17 protein-coding genes are annotated in these 17,288 nt (G+C 62.0%); 13 read left to right on the forward strand and 4 right to left on the reverse strand.

What is annotated here, in order from left to right:
- The 10 genes from PLL20_17680 to PLL20_17725 all read left to right on the forward strand — a co-directional run.
- Positions 1-218: hypothetical protein (locus PLL20_17680; protein ID HPD31826.1), on the forward strand; the 218-nt coding region annotated here is incomplete at its 5' end.
- Positions 219-230: 12 nt separating this feature from the next.
- Positions 231-1,211, forward strand: coding sequence for an electron transfer flavoprotein subunit alpha/FixB family protein (locus tag PLL20_17685; protein HPD31827.1), 981 nt, complete (start codon positions 231-233; stop codon positions 1,209-1,211).
- A 9-nt stretch (positions 1,212-1,220) separates the two neighbouring features.
- A complete protein-coding gene (locus PLL20_17690; GenBank protein ID HPD31828.1) occupies positions 1,221-3,275 on the forward strand; it encodes a heterodisulfide reductase-related iron-sulfur binding cluster in 2,055 nt (684 codons plus the stop codon).
- 52 nt (positions 3,276-3,327) lie between these two features.
- Positions 3,328-5,385 (forward strand): CoB--CoM heterodisulfide reductase iron-sulfur subunit A family protein, encoded by a 2,058-nt coding sequence (locus PLL20_17695; GenBank protein ID HPD31829.1) that lies wholly within the window; start codon positions 3,328-3,330, stop codon positions 5,383-5,385.
- Positions 5,386-5,395: 10 nt separating this feature from the next.
- Positions 5,396-5,893 carry a hydrogenase iron-sulfur subunit gene (locus PLL20_17700; GenBank protein HPD31830.1) on the forward strand — a complete coding sequence of 166 codons (498 nt, stop codon included), beginning with the start codon at positions 5,396-5,398 and terminating at the stop codon, positions 5,891-5,893.
- The gene (locus PLL20_17705; GenBank protein HPD31831.1) at positions 5,890-6,909 is read left to right on the forward strand and encodes an oxidoreductase; all 1,020 of its coding nucleotides are present in this window, start codon (positions 5,890-5,892) and stop codon (positions 6,907-6,909) included. The genes PLL20_17700 and PLL20_17705 overlap by 4 nt, the downstream gene beginning before the upstream one ends.
- Before the next feature lie 2 nt (positions 6,910-6,911).
- On the forward strand, positions 6,912-8,411 hold the full coding sequence (locus PLL20_17710) for a Ni/Fe hydrogenase subunit alpha (GenBank protein ID HPD31832.1): 1,500 nt from the start codon (positions 6,912-6,914) through the stop codon (positions 8,409-8,411).
- Positions 8,408-8,920, forward strand: a complete 513-nt coding sequence (locus PLL20_17715; GenBank protein ID HPD31833.1) for a hydrogenase maturation protease — start codon at positions 8,408-8,410, stop codon at positions 8,918-8,920. The genes PLL20_17710 and PLL20_17715 overlap by 4 nt, the downstream gene beginning before the upstream one ends.
- Before the next feature lie 4 nt (positions 8,921-8,924).
- On the forward strand, positions 8,925-9,371 hold the full coding sequence (locus tag PLL20_17720) for a cyclic nucleotide-binding domain-containing protein (protein ID HPD31834.1): 447 nt from the start codon (positions 8,925-8,927) through the stop codon (positions 9,369-9,371).
- 110 nt (positions 9,372-9,481) lie between these two features.
- Complete coding sequence (locus tag PLL20_17725; protein ID HPD31835.1) at positions 9,482-9,883, forward strand: response regulator; 402 nt, start codon at positions 9,482-9,484, stop codon at positions 9,881-9,883.
- Positions 9,884-9,907: 24 nt separating this feature from the next.
- Here the strand turns inward: PLL20_17725 and PLL20_17730 are convergent, their stop codons facing one another.
- Together PLL20_17730 and PLL20_17735 are read right to left on the reverse strand one after the other, a co-directional pair.
- Positions 9,908-11,509 (reverse strand): HAMP domain-containing sensor histidine kinase, encoded by a 1,602-nt coding sequence (locus PLL20_17730; protein ID HPD31836.1) that lies wholly within the window; start codon positions 11,507-11,509, stop codon positions 9,908-9,910.
- Positions 11,510-11,700: 191 nt separating this feature from the next.
- The gene (locus PLL20_17735; protein HPD31837.1) at positions 11,701-13,023 is read right to left on the reverse strand and encodes an aminotransferase class III-fold pyridoxal phosphate-dependent enzyme; all 1,323 of its coding nucleotides are present in this window, start codon (positions 13,021-13,023) and stop codon (positions 11,701-11,703) included.
- A gap of 600 nt (positions 13,024-13,623) precedes the next feature.
- On the opposite strand from PLL20_17735, the gene mdh reads away from it, so the two are divergent.
- Together mdh and PLL20_17745 are read left to right on the forward strand one after the other, a co-directional pair.
- Positions 13,624-14,565, forward strand: a complete 942-nt coding sequence (mdh, locus tag PLL20_17740; GenBank protein ID HPD31838.1) for a malate dehydrogenase — start codon at positions 13,624-13,626, stop codon at positions 14,563-14,565.
- 71 nt (positions 14,566-14,636) lie between these two features.
- A complete protein-coding gene (locus tag PLL20_17745; protein ID HPD31839.1) occupies positions 14,637-15,392 on the forward strand; it encodes a prolyl oligopeptidase family serine peptidase in 756 nt (251 codons plus the stop codon).
- Positions 15,393-15,474: 82 nt separating this feature from the next.
- Here PLL20_17745 and PLL20_17750 read toward each other — a convergent pair whose 3' ends face one another.
- Positions 15,475-16,014: a hypothetical protein gene (locus PLL20_17750; protein HPD31840.1), complete on the reverse strand. Its 540-nt coding sequence runs from the start codon at positions 16,012-16,014 to the stop codon at positions 15,475-15,477.
- Between the two features lie 250 nt (positions 16,015-16,264).
- On the opposite strand from PLL20_17750, the gene hslV reads away from it, so the two are divergent.
- Entirely contained in the window at positions 16,265-16,813 is a 549-nt protein-coding gene (gene hslV, locus PLL20_17755; protein ID HPD31841.1) for an ATP-dependent protease subunit HslV, read from the forward strand.
- A gap of 98 nt (positions 16,814-16,911) precedes the next feature.
- Here hslV and PLL20_17760 read toward each other — a convergent pair.
- A partial coding sequence (locus PLL20_17760) for a hypothetical protein (protein ID HPD31842.1) occupies positions 16,912-17,288 on the reverse strand: 377 nt, incomplete at its 5' end.

Raw genomic sequence — 17,288 nt, forward strand, 5'->3', positions numbered from 1 at the left:
CGCCCCGTTACGTGGTCACCAGCAAGGTGATGGAGGCGATGAGATCGGCGACGATTGACGAAATCGAGGCCCCCGAGACGCCCATCGGCGGCTCACTTCCGGTGTCGCGCATGTCCGTGCCCGAGACGGGGGCTCATGCGGAAATGATCGAAGGAACTTTGGAACAGATTGCGGAGGCCGTGGCCAACCGGCTGCGCGAACAAGGCATTCTTGCCTGAGGAGACATCAGCATGACCGGCGAAGTCTGCGTTGTTGCGGAGACGCTTCGAGGCGAAGTGACCGAACTGACTTACACCATGCTGGCGGCCGGGCGCCAACTGGCAAACGGATTGAAAACGAGGCTGTCGGCGTTTCTGATCGGCCACCAGGTCGAGCGCATGACCGCATCACTGGGGGCGGCCGACCGGGTGGTGTGTGTGGATGATCCGGCGCTGGTCGAGTTCAATCCGCAAGCCTATTTGCACGTGGTGGCGGAGATCTTTGGCCGACACACGCCACGGGTGGGGCTGTTCGGGCACACCGCGACGGGAACCGACATTGCCTGCGGGGTGGCGCAGCGGCTGGGGGCGCCGATTGCGGTGTCGTGTCGGACATTTACCACAGAGGGCGGCGAGCCGCATTACTCCAGTCTGATCTGCGGGGGGAAGATCATTGCCGAAGGACCGCTTCCGGGTCCTTGCTGCATCGCAACCGTCATGACGGGCGGTTACAAAGCGGAGCAAGGCAAGGTTGTCAAGGCCGCGCCGGTGGAGAGTCTGCCCGCGCCTGAAGGTCTTGACGCCCTGCGTACCCGCTTCAAGCGATACATCGAGCCTCCCGCCGGCGACGTGGATATCACCAAGCAGGCGATCATCGTTTCGGTCGGTCGGGGAATCCAGAACAAGGACAACCTGGCGATGGCGGAAGAACTGGCCAAGGCGCTGGGAGGCGTCGTGTCAGGGTCCCGGCCGGTCATCGATCAAGGTTGGCTGCCGACAACTCGCCTGGTAGGCAAATCGGGCAAGCAGGTTAAGCCCAAGGTGTATCTCGCCCTGGGCATCAGCGGGGCGCCCGAACACGCCGAAGGCATGCGCGATGCCGAGATGATCGTCGCGATCAATCGCGACGAGAAGGCCCCGATTTACGGATTTGCGCATGTGGGTGCGGCCGTGGACGTGCTCGAATTCGTTCCGGTTCTGACGGACAAGATCAAACACATTCACTGTGCGTAGGGCAGTGCGATGATCGAGCGTATCAACTTCTGGGGCATACCGCACGGCGTGCATTTGCTCGGCTACGTCGTTCCGATTTCCTGCGCGGTGGTACTGATATGGCGTCTTGGGGCCCGAGCCCGGTTGTGGTGGAAGGTCGGCCGTCCCGAACGCCGATGGGATCACATCGGTCTGCGTCTACGGCGGGTGGCCAAATACGCTATCGCCCAGGTCAAGGTACTCCGCCAGCGGTTTCCCGGCTTTGCTCACGTCGCCATCGCGTGGGGGTTCTTTGTCTTCTTTCTGGGTACGGCACTGGCCACGATTGACGCGGATCTCGTGCGGTTCCTCCGCGGGCCCGTGTACCTGGGATTCAAGGTCCTGCTTGACGTCTTTACGGCCCTGGCGCTCGTCGGCATTCTGTTGGCGGCATATCGGCGATTTTTGCAACGACCTGAGCGGCTGACGCTCACGAGAGCTTTCAGCTTCTCGCTGGGGCTGGTCTTCGTGGTTGTTCTGAGCGGACTGCTGACGGAGTCGCTGCGGCTCGCCGCGGTAGCCAAGGATCCGATGCTGCAACCCGGATGGACGCCCTCGCTTGCCTGGTGGACGCCTGCGGGCTGGGTCACCGCCCAAATCTGGCTGGCATCCGGGTTGTCTTCCGCCGCGATCGATCAACTGCACTTGGCGATGTGGCTTGGGCATGTGGCTCTGGTCGGATTGTTGTTTGTCGTGATTCCGATCGGTCCTCTGCTGCACGTGCTGACGGCCCCGCTGAATGTCTTTTTCTCTCCCATCGATCGGCCGATCGGCCGGGCGGCGCCCGCTGCCGCGACTGACGGCGGGGGCGCGGGAACGCTGAGGGCGTTCACCTGGGCACAGCTTATGCAAGGCGATGCCTGCACGGAATGCGGGCGGTGCCAGGACGCTTGTCCGGCGTATGGGGCCGGTCAGCCGTTGTCTCCCAAGAAACTGGTGTTGGCGATCAAGGATTCGCTTGCCCCCACGGCGAAATCGATGGCCGGCAACGGCATGCCCGCATTTGTCGGCGGTGTCGTGGAAGATCCGACGGCCTGGGCTTGCACCACGTGCCGGGCTTGTGCGACCGAGTGTCCCGTGCTGATCGAGCACGTCGATTTGATTCTGGATATGCGACGGTTCCTGCTGGCCCAACAGCGGGCCGACAACCAGTTGACCGGCGCACTGAGCAATCTCCGGCGATACGGCAACTCGTTCGGCAAGTCGGACAAGCAGCGGGCAAAGTGGACGACCGGCCTGGATTTCAAGATCAAGGACATCCGCAAACAGCCCGCGCGTACGCTGTGGTTTGTCGGCGATTATGCGTCATACAACCCCGCCCTGACGGAAGCCACGATGGCTGCCGCTCGCGTTTTCCAGCGGGCAGGCGTGGATTTCGCTCTTCTGTACGATGCCGAGCGGAACGCGGGCAATGACGTCCGCCGGAGCGGCGAGGAGGGGCTGTTTGAGCTGCTCGTTCAGAAAAACTCGGTCGCCATGAACAAGTGCGAGTTCCAGGAGATCGTCACGACCGATCCGCACACCTACAACACGCTGAAAAACGAATACCCGTGGAATGGTCGCGCCGTTCAGATTCTGCACTATTCAGAACTGCTTGATCGGGCCATTCGCGAAGGGACCCTGCCGATCCGACGCAAGCTGGGCTGCACGGTCACCTATCACGATCCGTGCTACTTAGGACGTTACAACAACGTTTATGACGCGCCCCGGCGCGTGCTCGAGGCCATCGGGTGCCGGGTGGTCGAGATGCCGCGGAACCGCGACCGGGCGCTGTGTTGCGGAGCCGGCGGCGGGCGGATCTGGATGGACGAGGGACAGATCAAAGAGCGCCCGAGCGAGAGCCGCGTGCGAGAAGCGGCGGGGCTGGACGGGGTGCAGATCTTCGTGGTTGCCTGTCCGAAGGACCTGACCATGTATCGCGACGCCGTCAAGACGGCCGGACTTGAGGGCACGATTGTCGTGAAGGACCTGATCGAACTCGTGGAAGAGGCGACGAGAGAAGAAAACGCCGTCGCGCCGATCGAGGCGGCGACGACAAGTGCCTGACAGGCACTGTGCCCGGGCCGGGGATAGCCGATTTTCAGAGGAGGCCAGATCGATGGCTGAACAAGCACGCCGTGACGGAACAGAACGTGTGGGCGTTTACGTCTGCCACTGCGGCAGCAACATCGCCGCCACCGTGGACGTGGAGGAAGTCGCCCGATGGGCCGGTGAAAGACTGCCCGGCGTTGTCGTTTCACGGGACTACAAGTTCCTGTGTTCTTCGTTGGGGCAGGCGATGATTCAAGAGGACATCAAGGAACACGGCCTGACGCGTGTGGTAGTGGCGGCCTGCTCGCCGCATCTGCATGAGAAGACATTTCGCCGGGCCTGTGCAAACGCCGGTCTGAATGCGTTCCTCCTGCAAATGGCCAACATTCGCGAGCACGTCTCGTGGGTGACCAAGCACAAGGAGACGGCAACGGAGAAAGTCAAAACGCTGGTGGCCGGGGCGGTGGCGAGGGTCCAGCATCATCAGCCGCTTGAACCCATGCCGGTCCCGGTAAACAAGCACACCTTGGTCGTCGGCGGCGGCATCGCAGGCATCCAAGCGGCCCTGGAACTGGGCGATGCCGGCTATCCGGTGTACCTGCTCGAACGGGAGCCGAGCATCGGCGGCCACATGGCGCAATATGACAAAACCTTTCCGACGCTTGACTGCGCCGCCTGCATCCTGACGCCGAAGATGTCCGAGGTGGGCCAGCACGATCATATCAAGCTCTTGACCTACTCGGAGCTGGAGGAGGTGTCCGGCTCGATCGGCGACTTTCACGTTCGAATCCGCCGGAAGGCCCGGCACGTCAAGGAGGCCGACTGCAACGGCTGCGGACTGTGCACGGAGAAATGCCCGCGCAAGGTCGTCGACGAGGATTTCGAGGCCGGCATGGGATACCGCAAGGCCATTTACGCGCCGTTTCCGCAGGCGGTGCCGAAGGTGCCGGTGATCGACACCAAGTCGTGCATCTGGTTCGAGCGAGGCAAGTGCCGGGTCTGCGAGAAGGTGTGTCCCACGCATGCCATCGACTTCGATCAAGAGGATGAGATCCTGGAAGTCCGCGTCGGCAACATCATTCTTGCCACCGGTTGGGACCTGTTCGACTGCCGGCGCATTCCGCAGTACGGCTACGGCCGTCTGGCGAACGTCTTTACCAGCCTTGAATTCGAGCGGATGTGCAACGCCTCCGGGCCGACCGGCGGCAAGATCGTGCTTCGCGACGGCGTGACCGAGCCCCAATCGGTCTGCATCGTCCACTGCGTTGGCAGCAGGGACCATCGCTACAACACGTACTGCTCAGGCATCTGCTGCATGCTGTCCCTCAAGCTGGGGCACCTGGTGATGGAGAAGACGGGGGCCAAGGTGTACGCGTGCTACATCGATATGCGCCCCAACAAAAAGGACTACGAGGAATTCTACTGGCGGCTGCTCGATGAGGGGATGCTTTTTGTTCGCGGGAAGGTGGCCGAGGTGACCGATATTGCCCGCTTTCCGAACGAGGAGGGCAAGCTCATCGTTCAGGTCGAGGACACCTTGCTTCGGAAGCAGCGGCGCATCCCGGTCGATATGGTAGTGCTGATGGGAGCGATCGAGCCCCGGCGCGACGCGAGGGAAACCGGTTTGAAGGTCGGCATTTCATGCAGCACGGCCGGCTGGTACATCGAGCGACACCCGAAACTTGATCCCATCGCGACGATGACCGAGGGGATTTTCATCGCCGGGGCCTGCCAGGGACCGAAGGATATCCCTGACGCGGTCGGTCAAGGAGCCGCCGCGGCCGCTCGCGTGCAGGGCATGATCAGCAAGGGCACGGTGATGATCGAGCCGGTGGTCGCCGGCATTGATGAGGACCATTGCTCGGGATGCCGCATCTGCAACAACCTGTGCCCGTTCAACGCCATTGACTTCATCGAAGATGAAAAGGTCAGCAGAATCAATGCGGTGTTGTGCAAAGGGTGCGGAACTTGCGTCGCGGCCTGTCCGGCGGGGGCCATTTCCGGGGCCCATTTCAGTAACGCACAGATCCTGGCCGAGCTTGAGGGGTTGCTCTGCGACGCCGGGGGTGAGAATGAATTGATCGCCGGTGCGTCGGGAAAGCCGTCGGAACCGGTTGCCGTGTAGGAGTCGTATCATGGAACAAGAAACGTTCGAGCCGAAGATCATCGGTTTCTTCTGCAACTGGTGCTCGTACCGGGCGGCCGACGGGGCGGGCACCGCAAGGATCAAGCACTCTCCCAACGTCCGCATCATTCGCCTGATGTGCAGCGGCCGGGTGGACATCGCCTTCATTCTCAAGGCTCTCTCGCTGGGTGCCGACGGGGTTCTGGTGGCCGGCTGCCATCCCGGCGAATGCCACTACATCGAGCAGAACTACAAGACCATCCGGCGGTTCACGATGCTCAGGCACACGTTGCGGGCATTCGGGATTGATGAAAGACGCGTCCGCCTGGTCTGGGCGTCGGCAGGCGAGGCGAGTCATCTGGCCGAGGTGATCGACGAGATGGTCGAGGACGTCCGAACGCTCGGCCCGCTGAACTGGCGGCGAAACTGGGCCGAGGATGGCGCCCACCTGGACGACGTGGAGAGGATACTTCATGAGCACGAGGAAGCCATGGAGGTGTCGAGATGAGTGAAAAAGGCAAACTCGCCATTTATTGGGCCGCCTCGTGCGGAGGATGCGAGATTTCGATTCTCGCGCTGAACGAAAAGATACTCGACGTCGCGAACGCCTTCGACATCGTTTTCTGTCCGTGCATCATGGACACCAAGGCCCGCGATGTTGAAAAGATGGCGGACGGCACCATCGACGTCTGCCTGTTCAACGGCGGCATTCGGACCAGCGAACAGGAATACATGGCCGGGCTGTTGCGACGCAAGTCAAAGGTCCTGGTGGCGTTCGGATCGTGCGCATACGAGGGCTGTATCCCGGGCCTGGCGAACCTCACGAACCGCAAGGAGATCTTCGAGACCTGCTACATCGATTGCCCGTCGGTGGACAATCCGAACGAGGCGGTTCCCGTCGCGGACACGCGGGTCAACGGCTATCGCCTGACGCTGCCGGTGTTTTATGACACCGTGCGGACGCTCGGGCAAACCGTGAAGGTGGATTACTACCTTCCCGGCTGCCCCCCGGAAGCACCAAGAATCTGGGACGCCGTGGCGGCGATTCTTGAGGGAAAGCTGCCGCCGCCAGGGTCGGTAATCGGCCCGGAAACGACGGTGTGCGACGAATGCCAGCGCAAGCGGGAAGAGAAGAAGATCAAGCGGTTCAAGCGGACTTGGGAGGTTATTCCCGACGAGGATAAGTGCCTCCTGGAGCAGGGGCTACTCTGTTGCGGACCGGCCACCCGGGCCGGTTGCGGGGCCTTATGCCCCCAGGTGAATTCGCCGTGCATCGGATGTTACGGTCCGAACGCCGGCGTGGAGGACTTTGGAGCCAGGCTGATGAGTGCGCTCGCATCGGTGATCGACGCAACCGACCCGGACGAGATTGATGAGATCATCCGCCAGGGTATCCCTGACCCGGTGGGCACTTTCTATCGGTTCGGTCTGCCCCACGGCTTTCTGCGACGGGCGGCAGCAATCCCGGACGCGCAACGGCATGAGTTACCCTTGCCCAAACCTGCAGAGGAAAGGAGCAAGTGACCATGACAGCCAAGCACATTGTCATCGACCCGATCACGCGCCTCGAAGGACACGGAAAGATTGACATATTCCTTGACGAAACAGGCGATGTTGCCGATGCCTTCCTGCAAATCCCCGAGCTTCGCGGTTTTGAACGATTCTGCGTGGGGCGTCCGGCCGAGGACATGCCGAACCTGACCTCGCGCATCTGCGGCGTCTGCCCCGAGGCTCACCACATGGCCGCGGCCAAGGCGCTGGATGCTTTGTTTCACGTGGAGCCTCCTCCGACCGGCAAGAAGCTGCGTGAGATGTTCTACTCCATATTTTGCGCCACGGACCACACGACTCACTTCTACGCCCTCGGCGGACCGGACTTCGTCATGGGACCGGATGCGCCTAAAGAGGAGCGCAACATTCTCGGGGTCATCAAGAAAGTCGGCATGGAGATCGCCGGCAGAGTCATCAAGATGCGGGCCGACGGGCACGGCCTGATCAAGATGATCGGCGGGCGGGCGGTACATCCGAACTGGGCCGTTCCGGGCGGCGTCAGCCGGGGCATTACCGAGGAGCAACGACGGGAGATCGAACGGCTCGGGCGCGACGCCATCGAGTTCGCTAAGTTTTCCCTGCAGCTCTTTAACCAGGTTGTCCTCGGCAACTCCGAGTATGTCAAGCTCATCCAGAGCGACGCATACACGCACCGGACGTACAACATGGGCACCGTTGACGCCCAGAATCGCGTGAACTTCTACGACGGCATGATTCGCATCGTCGGCCCTGACGGGCGGGAACACGCCAAGTACCATCCCCGTGAATATCGCGAGTACATCGCCGAGCACGTGGAGCCCTGGTCCTACCTGAAGTTTCCCTTCCTCAAGAAGATCGGCTGGAAGGGATTCGTCGACGGCGAGGACTCGGGCTTGTACAAGGCTACGCCGCTGTCGCGACTGAACGCTGCTGAGGGCATGGCGACCCCGCTGGCTCAGCAGGAATACGAGCGGATGTACGACGCGCTGGGCGGAAAGCCGGTGAACCACACGCTGGCCACTCACTGGGCTCGGTTAATCGAGCTGCTGTATGCCACGGAGCGATGGGTCGAGCTCGCCACTGATCCAGGAATCACGGGAAAGGAATATCGCGTGCTGCCGAGCGAGACGCCGGATGAAGGCGTCGGCAGCGTGGAGGCCCCGCGCGGCACGCTGACGCATCATTATTGGACCGACGAACGCGGCATATTGACGCGGGTGAACCTGATCGTGGGCACGACCAACAACTACGCACCGATTCAGCTCTCGATCAAGACGGCTGCTCGAAGTCTGATCCGAAAAGGAACGGCGGTGAGCGAGGCCCTGCTCAACAAGATTGAGATGGCGTTTCGGGCTTACGATCCGTGCTTCGGTTGTGCCACACACTGCCTGCCCGGTCAAATGCCGATGACCGTCGTCATTCATTCTGCGGACGGGAGAACGGTTCATCGCCTGTCGCGAGGGGAAGGGCGGGGGATCGGAGAACCGGTTCGATGACTAACGCCCTTGCAGCCTGTTCGCAGGGGCGGGCATCGGGCGAGGGGCCCACACTGGTGCTGGGCTTGGGAAACCCTCTTCTCACCGACGACAGTGTGGGCCTTCGGGTGATCGACCATCTGCGGCCGCAAGTTGCAGGGTGGCCGAACGTCCAACTGGATGAAGACTATTGCGGCGGTTTGGGCGTCATGGAACGTATGATTGGTTTCGACCGCGTCATTCTCGTCGATGCGATCTGCACGGGTGGGCGGCCCGGCGCGGTTCACGTCCTGACCGTTCGGGACATTCCCACACGGCACAGCGGTTCGTTTCATGACGCCGATCTTCGTACGGCTCTGGCCCTCGGTCGTCAGGCAGGGGCCCGACTGCCGGCTGATGAGAACATCCGCATTGTGGCGGTCGAAGCGGCGGAAGTGCTGACATTCGGTCAACAGTGCACTCCGGCCGTGCGGTCGGGCATCAGCCGGGCGGCGGAGAGTGTGTTGAAACTCTTGACAGCATGGAGTTAAATCAATGGTACCTGTGGAGACTCTGCGATCCCTGGCTTGCCTGGCCGGCGTGCCCGTAGACAGCCTCAAGGCCCTTGCGGCGATCGCCGAAGAACGGGATTTCAAGGCCGGCGAGGTGCTCTGGCACGAGGGCGACCCGGTACGCTGGATGTGCGTCGTGCGGCAGGGCGAGATCGACGTCATCTATCAGTTGCAGGGTGGGAGGCAGTGCGTGGTGGACACAGTTGTCGGCGGGGAGATCACCGGATGGTCCGCCTTTGTCGAACCCCATCGACATACGGCCACTTGCGTCGCCCGCGCATCCGGTCGTGCGTTGTATCTCGAGGCCGCCCCCATGCGAGCGCTCTGCGAGAAGGACAGCCTTCTTGGTTATCGCTTGCTCAAGCAGGTCGCCAAGACGCTGAGCAGTCGCTTGGAGAGCGCCAGGCTTCAACTGGTAGCAACCGGCTAACACGTCTGCCGGTCGCGTTCGACCTGGGCGTCGGTCGTCGGCCAGCGGCGGTGCCGGTTGCGCAGCCCGATCTCGCAACGGGCCAGGGAGGGCGACAGGAGATCACAATCATGAGCCGCCGAATTCTTTTGATCGATGACGACCCGGACATGCATCTGGTGATGAAGATGATCCTGGAGCCGGAGGGTTACGAGGTCACGTGCTGTCGAACGGGATCACACGGTCTGGAGACCATGCGGCGGCAGCGTCCCGATCTCGTTCTGCTGGACATCATGCTTGCGGACCCTTCTGAGGGCCTGAGAGTCGCCTGCGAGATGCGACACGACGAGAAGCTCAAGGGGATTCCGATCATCATGATCTCGGCCATCGGTGAGCAGATCGGACAGGATTACTACAGCGAGGTGTGCCCGGGCACGGCGTCGGGCGATTTATTCCTGGAGAAGCCGTTCGACCCGCCCACGGTCCGTGAAGCGGTGAAATGGATTCTCGAACGGCCGGCCGTGGAGTCTTAACCTGAGAACACCGGCGACATTGAATCAATCCTGGGGTGCGGCGGGGGCTTCTGATTCCTCAAGCACCACCTGACTGGCGCGTGTATTGCGGACCTGCGGTTGACGGATGCTGCCGGAGGGCGAGGGGAAGGTGAGCGTGAAGCTCGATCCCTGGCCGGGACATGAACTCACGACGATCTGCCCGCCCGCCTGCTCGACGACCTCACGGACGATGGAAAGGCCCAAGCCGGTGCCGGGAATTCCTGCCGCGACCACGTTTCCACCTCGTCGAAACGCATCGAAAACCGCCTCGTGGCCCGGCTCGCCGTCCGGCGACACCGCAAGGTGGGGATCGATTCCCATACCGGTGTCGGTGACATTGACGAGCACGGCCATGAGTTCGCCGTTGGATCGCTCCGGCATCACGGTTACGGTCACGCTACCCGGGCCGGGCGTATACTTGATGGCGTTATCGATCAGGTTGCCGATACAATCACGCAGGTCTCGCGGGTCGACACAAACCGTCAGTTCTTCGTCGGACGGCATGGAACAGACCAACTTGATCTGTTTGCTGTCTGCCAGGGGTCTGAACCGTCCGAACAGTTCGTTGACGGTTTCCCGGACATCGGACCCTGATTGCCGGTGACGGGAAGGGTCTGCCTCCTGCACTCGTGCCAGCGTGAGCAGCTCGGTGACCTGGGCGATGCCTTCCTGACACCGATGAATGATCTTCTCGCAAGTTCCGGAGACCGCCTCGGGCGGCACCAACCCCGTTCGAACCAGCTCGACCATGGTTTGAATCGCCGCCAAGGGGCTTTTGAGCTGATGTGCCGCCGTCTGCATGAAGCGGGATCGACGGCGCTGCAGGTCCTGGATGGCCCGTTGTGATTGCTTCAGTGCGGCATTCGCCTGTTGGAGTTGGCGCTCCTGGGTCTGGAAGTGGCCCGCGATGTGCAGTGTAAAGTAGAGCGTGCCGAAAATGCCGCATGCGACCACGACCAGAGCCGCCAGGACGTATTCCGGCCGAGCATAGAGCCCCACGGAAACGGACGGCAGGAAGTCATAATGGGGTGCGAGCCACCCGCGCCATTCACCGATGACCAGCACGGCATAAAGCGCCCACGCCCAGATGCCCTGCAGCACGGCATGCCATCTCTTGAGAAGCAAGGAGACAATGGACATGTGGAACAGGTAAAAGATCGCCACCGGATTCTCGACACCGCCGGTGTATCGCAAAATGGCGGTTAACAGTAACAGGTCGGTGGCCACTTGGGCGTTCGCGAACCATGCGAGCCGCTCGATTTGTGCGCGAAGGGCCTTCGGATCGCGAGTCACGTGACGAAACAGGGATCGTGAGACGATGAGCCACACAAGGTTGACCAGGGCCAGCACGATCAGGACGACGGCCAAGTCAAAGGGACGCTGAGTAACCGGTGCGACGAAGCGCTCCAAGGCCAGAGCGGCCACGGCGCCGGCGAGGAAGATCCACCTCAGGCGAATGAACCAGTGCAGACGAAGCATGGGGACAAGGGCCACCGCGCGCGGATCGCCTTCCAGGTGGGCAAGCACTTGGATCCAATCCGTCTTTTCGACTTCCGGACTGCGCATGACGTCGTCCTCGACAACCGGTCTGACTTGAATCAACATGAGGACTATGCGGCGGCAACGAGCTTGGGAGCCGGGACTCCCCTGCCCGACGTGGCGCGTCGCTTCCAGTGCCCGCCCCAATTGACATGCCGACCGCACAGTCGGTCATTATAACCGAAGTCAAGTCGATTGCCTTGCTCAATGGGCGGGGAATTGTGTGCCACCGATGCCTCTGGGCCCGTGGTTGCTCTTCAGCTTGCGACGGTGGCGACGGCCTCCTCAAACACATTGAGACCGACTTCCAACTGGGCCTGGTTGATACACAGCGGCGGGCAAAAACGGATGGTGGTATCGCCGCAGCCCCACAAAAGGAGGCCGCGCCGGAATGATTCGGTGATGATGCGTTCGCGGAGTTGCGCGGCCGAGGTCTGCGAACGGCGGGGCTTGCGGACATCTACTGCCAGCAGAAAACCCATACCCCGAGGCGAGCCGAGGCAGCGTCGGCGACCATCGATCTGTTCGAGCTTGGAGATGAAGATCGGCGCAAGCCGGGCGGCATTCGCAATCAGGTGCTTTTCGAGGGCCTCAACCGAAGCGAGCGAGGCGGCAGAACTCACCGGATTGCCCACGTAGGGAGCGGTGACCAAGCCTTCGTCACTGCTTAACAGGGTTTCAGGGGCGATCAGGGCGTGAATCGGCATGCCGCTGTTCAAGCCGGTTGCCGCGAGGAGTACGTCGGCCTGGGTGGCGAAATGTTCACAGCCGAACATGCGGCCGGTACGACCCATGCCGGTGCGCGTTTCATCGATCACCAGCAGGACGTCGTGCTCGTCGCAGACTCTGCGGAGTTCCGGCAGGAAATCGGAACTCGGGACATGGTAGTCTTCCTCGGTGAGCATCGGCTCGGCGAAGAGCACCCCGACCTCGTCGCCCAGGCCGCTCCGGAAATAATCATGCACCGCCGCGACGTTGCCATATGGCAGGCTGTCAACAACCCAGGCCTCGGGTGGAATCCGGCGCCGGTGACGTGGCCTGCCGAACTCGAGGGTAATCGCGGCCAAGCCGCGATTGTGCGAATTACCGTTGAACGTGACGATGCGCCTTCGGGTGTTGCGTCTTCGAGCCATTCGCAACACCACTTCGAGCGATTGCATTCGGCTGTTCGAGAAGAGCACGCGGTTTTCACCACGGGTTGGGGCGAGCTGGGCGAGTTTGCGAGCCAGCCCCATCAGCGGCTCGCTGGTGAATTCGCCGCTGCACGCTTTGGCCATTCGTTCGACCTGCTCCTGGATGGCCCGCACGACCATCGGGTGTGCGTGTCCGGCAACAAAGGCCAAGCCCCCGGCGGTGAAATCGAGGTAACGATTGCCGTCGAGATCCTCAACCACCGAACCCCTGGCGCGGCGGACGACGAGCGGGTAGGGCCAACCGCTGGGAGAGGCCGCTACGCGCCGGTCGTGGGCCAAGGCCAAGGCGGTCATGGGACCGGGCGGCGAGACCACGATCCACGGGGCAGGACCGATAGCCGGTTCCTGCGGCGGTCGCCCCGATACTGGTACATGAAGAGTCAGCATCCTAAACCCATGCCCTCGCTTTCGCCAGAACTCTACTTAAGTATAGCAATTCCAAGCCTCTCGGGCAATCAGATGGGGCGTTTTCTCGTCGCCGGTGCAACCCGAATGAGGCACCTGAAAACCTCTTATCGGCTGACAAAGCCGGTTTCCAAGAGAAAGCACCCGATGTGAAACCGGCTCACGGACTCTTACGCCCGTGCGCGGGGTTACTCTTCAGTCCGGAATGAGAGGCTTGCCTCGCGGAGGAGACTCGGCACCGGGCATGTTTCCCGGTCCGGGCGGTTGAACAGTTCCAACTGGTCGCAAGGGTATCGCCGCGAGGAAAGTATTGGGCGACTCTTGTAAGAAGGTTGAAGGAACAAATGGAGAAGTAAAGCTTTGTTGTCGAGACCTCGCATGGCGGCTGCCTGAAGGCTGCTGACCGGCACTTTTCCGCTGGTCCTGAGTTGCGTCTTGTCTTGGACACCGCGATTCAAGATCGTCGGTCATCCGTGGCCAGATCGAGGCTTCAGGGCCGCGCCGTGGCCCTGGGTATTAGGTCCCTGTACAATCCGCACTCACGCAGACCAGATGCAATCAGCAGCGAAGGAGACGGCATTAATGACCGGTCGGGCGAAGATCACGATCATCGGTGCGGGCAACGTCGGAGCGACCTGCGCTCATTGGGCGGCAGCCAAGGAATTGGGCGACATCGTCCTGGTGGACATTGTCGAGGGGTTGCCCCAAGGCAAGGCGCTTGATCTGCGCGAGGCCTCGCCGATCGAAGGGTTCGACTGCGAAATCATGGGGACCAACCGGTACGAGGAAACGGCCGACAGCGACGTGATCATCATCACCTCCGGCCTGGCCCGCAAACCGGGAATGAGCCGCGATGACCTGATCGCCAAGAACACCGAGATCGTCGGCAGCGTAGCCAAGCAGGCCGCCAGGTACAGCCCCCAAGCAGTGGTGATCGTGGTGAGCAACCCGCTGGATGCAATGGTATATGTTGCGTGGAAGGCATCCGGGTTCCCGACCCATCGGGTGGTGGGCCAGGCCGGTATCCTGGACACTGCCCGCTTCCGGACCTTCATTGCGATGGAACTCGGGTGCAGCGTTGAGGACATCAGTACGCTGCTGCTCGGCGGCCACGGCGATGATATGGTTCCGCTGCCAAGCTGCACTGCCGTCGGCGGCATCCCGGTCACGAGCCTGATCCCCAAGGACCGGCTGGATGCCATCGTCGACCGGACGCGCAAAGGCGGCGGCGAGATTGTCGGCCTGCTGAAGACCGGCAGTGCGTATTACGCCCCTGCGGCCGCCAGCGTGCAAATGGCCGAAGCTATCATCCGCGACAAGAAACGCGTGCTGCCGTGCGCGGCCTACTGCGACAAGGAATACGGCATTGGCGGCTACTTCGTTGGGGTACCCTGTATCCTGGGCAAGGGCGGCGTCGAGAAGGTGCTCGAGGTGCCGATGACGCCGGTCGAGAAGGCCGCATTCCAGGTCAGCATCGAGCACGTGAAGGAACTTGTGGCCGTGGTTCAGAGGATCGGGGCGTGAAGAGAGGGTTCGGGGTTCAGTCGGCTGGTTCCGCGCCGGCGGACCATTCATTCCTTGTCCGGAGGTTGTCAATGCGTCTCTTCGTTTCAATGATCGCCGGGGGGTGCGTGATCGCTGCGGTCGGCTGCACACCCGAGCAGGTCAAACCGGGAATCGCCGGCAAGCAGCAACCGGTGGCCGAGAAGGTCGAGATCAAGCGCGTGGTTGATTGCCGGTACCTTCTGTATCTGCCCGAGAATTACGAATCTCAGGACCGCTGGCCGCTGATACTGTTCCTGCACGGAGCCGGCGAACGCGGGGACGATATCGAAAAGGTCAAGATACACGGCCCGCCGAAGCTCATCGCACAGGGCAAGCACTTCCCCTTTATTGTCGTCTCGCCCCAATGCCCGAACGGGCAATGGTGGGACATCGAGGTGCTCGGTGCTTTGCTCGATCGCATCGAGCGCGACTACAAAGTGGATCGCGACCGCATCTATGTAACCGGCCTGAGTATGGGCGGTTTCGGCACGTGGGCGTTGGCTTGTGCGCAGCCGGATCGTTTCGCGGCGATCGCCCCGATTTGCGGCGGCGGCGAGCCGAAGCTGGCCGGACAGATCGCTCACGTTCCGGCGTGGGTCTTCCACGGCGATGCTGATAACGTGGTGTCTGTCAGCAGATCGAAGGAAATGGTCGAGGCTCTGAAGACCGCAGGCGGCGACGTGAAATTGACCGTCTACCCCGAAGTGGGCCACGATTCATGGACGCGCACCTACGATGACCCGGCACTCTATGACTGGTTCCTGTCGCACCGGCGGGGCAAGACCAGGACGAGAGAATCGAAGTGAGCAAGCCGCCGGCAACGGAGCATTCTCTGTTCTGCATTCGCCGTTCCGGATTACCCGGCGTTGCGGCGCGTAATGCCGAAGCCTACTTCTTCTGCGGCAGCACTTTCCACACACCGGCCGGCGAGCGTTCGAGAACGACGTATGGTCGGTCCCTGGTGACGATCTCGATGACCTGGCCATCAACTCTCAGGAAGGTCCGCTTGCGCGGAGCGAGCGGCAGGAAGTTGATGTGGACCTCGATCTGCTGGACATTGCCGGTGGTCACGTTGACGTCATTCTGCTCGGGGAAGAACCCCTCGGCGGTTGCGGTCTGATTTTCGTCATTGAGCTTGAGAATCCGCAGCCAGCCGGGTTGCTTGTCGCTTGGGTTGGACACATACAATTTGACCCTGTACGGGGGGTTGGAATCGTAGGTCGAGACAGGCTGACTCGCGACCGGCCGGCTCTCGGCAGGCTTGGTGGCGACCGGACGTGTCTGGGCGAGCGGCTGCTCAACCGGCAGGGCTAAGCCCTTCGGTTCGGGACTCTTCTTGTTCGGTGATTCCTTGGGACAGCCGGCCCCGGAGACCAGAAAGATCACCATCAGGGCCGGCATAACCGCATGTCGAATGCGTGGGTTCATGGGTCAACTCCTGGATTGGGCCGCGGGAGCATCTTATCCGCCTCACTATTGGACACCAAATAGTTCGAACGGTTGCGGAGCTTCGGCGATTGTGCTACGGTCCTCCGACTGGCCGAGCATCCGGCAAGAAGAGGAGGACTGGCTCGCCCAGAAGTCGCTACGACGAGTGTTGTGCTTGAGGCAGATCGGACGACGGACTGCTGAGAAAGGCCGGTGCAAGTCCCCCCTTTTCGCCAAGGGAGCACAAACCATGCGGCAAGGTGAGACGGCGATCCAAGCGACGACCATTCTGGCGGTGCGGCGGGGAGAGCAGACGGCCATCGGTGGCGACGGGCAGGTTACGATCGGCCAAACCGCTCTGAAACACGACGCCAACAAAATCCGCCGGCTGAGCGGCGGCAAGGTGATCTGCGGCTTTGCCGGGTCCGCGGCCGACGCGTTCGCGCTTCTGGATCGATTCGAGAAGAAGCTCGATGAGTTCAAGGGTAATGTTCGCCGGGCAGCGATCGAACTGGCCAAGGATTGGCGCACCGACCGCGTCCTTCGCCACCTTGAATCGATGCTGGCCGTCGTGGACAGCCAGACCTCTCTGATCATCGGAGGAAGCGGCGACGTGATCGAGCCGACGGAGGGCGTCATCGGGATCGGCTCGGGCGGCATGTATGCCGTCGCCGCCGCGAGGGCCCTGCTCAAACACTCGAATCTCCCCGCCGCCGACATCGTCCGCGAAGCCCTGGCGATCGCCGCGGATATCTGCGTGTATACCAATCACAACATCATCGTCGAGACGCTTCCTTGAAACCGCGCGGGACATAGGCCAAGTTGGTCGGTTTCTTCCGCAGCACGTGGCCAAGGGAAGTCATCATCCGAGATGACTGCTCGGCCGGTCAGGTCAGATCAGTCAACAGACTGCTCGCTGACCACGATCTCCAGCGGCTGGCCGGTGGTGGCCGGGTGCGTCACATGGATCGTGTCGACGAACTGAGCATCCGTCAGGGTCAGGTGGTACGTTCCGGGCTCGGGCGAGATGGTCAGTGACAGCGTGGCCAGGACTGTCTGACCGGCGGGTAGCGGTTCTCTTGTCACGCCGCCGATGCCGGCCGTGGTTGTGAACCACTGGACTGACTCCTGCGACTCGATCGGAGGCTCGGCCGTCGGGGTGGCGATGGGGCCGTCGATCGTCGGCAAGTCTGCGTCCTTCCGGCCAAGGACATGGGCGGGGTGGGGAGGTTGGGCGAGGTGTTCGGGGTGGAACGGATGACGGGGAACCGGCC

Source organism: Phycisphaerae bacterium (assembly GCA_035384605.1).
Taxonomy (GTDB): domain Bacteria; phylum Planctomycetota; class Phycisphaerae; order UBA1845; family PWPN01; genus JAUCQB01.

Excerpts from the sequence above, each read along its gene's own strand:
- PLL20_17685 (HPD31827.1), top strand. The coding sequence starts at position 231 with ATGACCGGCGAAGTCTGCGTTGTTGCGGAGACGCTTCGAGGCGAAGTG.
- PLL20_17690 (HPD31828.1), top strand. The coding sequence starts at position 1,221 with ATGATCGAGCGTATCAACTTCTGGGGCATACCGCACGGCGTGCATTTG.
- PLL20_17695 (HPD31829.1), top strand. The coding sequence starts at position 3,328 with ATGGCTGAACAAGCACGCCGTGACGGAACAGAACGTGTGGGCGTTTAC.
- PLL20_17700 (HPD31830.1), top strand. The coding sequence starts at position 5,396 with ATGGAACAAGAAACGTTCGAGCCGAAGATCATCGGTTTCTTCTGCAAC.
- PLL20_17705 (HPD31831.1), top strand. The coding sequence starts at position 5,890 with ATGAGTGAAAAAGGCAAACTCGCCATTTATTGGGCCGCCTCGTGCGGA.
- PLL20_17710 (HPD31832.1), top strand. The coding sequence starts at position 6,912 with ATGACAGCCAAGCACATTGTCATCGACCCGATCACGCGCCTCGAAGGA.
- PLL20_17715 (HPD31833.1), top strand. The coding sequence starts at position 8,408 with ATGACTAACGCCCTTGCAGCCTGTTCGCAGGGGCGGGCATCGGGCGAG.
- PLL20_17720 (HPD31834.1), top strand. The coding sequence starts at position 8,925 with ATGGTACCTGTGGAGACTCTGCGATCCCTGGCTTGCCTGGCCGGCGTG.
- PLL20_17725 (HPD31835.1), top strand. The coding sequence starts at position 9,482 with ATGAGCCGCCGAATTCTTTTGATCGATGACGACCCGGACATGCATCTG.
- PLL20_17730 (HPD31836.1), bottom strand. The coding sequence starts at position 11,509 with ATGTTGATTCAAGTCAGACCGGTTGTCGAGGACGACGTCATGCGCAGT.
- PLL20_17735 (HPD31837.1), bottom strand. The coding sequence starts at position 13,023 with ATGCTGACTCTTCATGTACCAGTATCGGGGCGACCGCCGCAGGAACCG.
- mdh (HPD31838.1), top strand. The coding sequence starts at position 13,624 with ATGACCGGTCGGGCGAAGATCACGATCATCGGTGCGGGCAACGTCGGA.
- PLL20_17745 (HPD31839.1), top strand. The coding sequence starts at position 14,637 with ATGCGTCTCTTCGTTTCAATGATCGCCGGGGGGTGCGTGATCGCTGCG.
- PLL20_17750 (HPD31840.1), bottom strand. The coding sequence starts at position 16,014 with ATGAACCCACGCATTCGACATGCGGTTATGCCGGCCCTGATGGTGATC.
- hslV (HPD31841.1), top strand. The coding sequence starts at position 16,265 with ATGCGGCAAGGTGAGACGGCGATCCAAGCGACGACCATTCTGGCGGTG.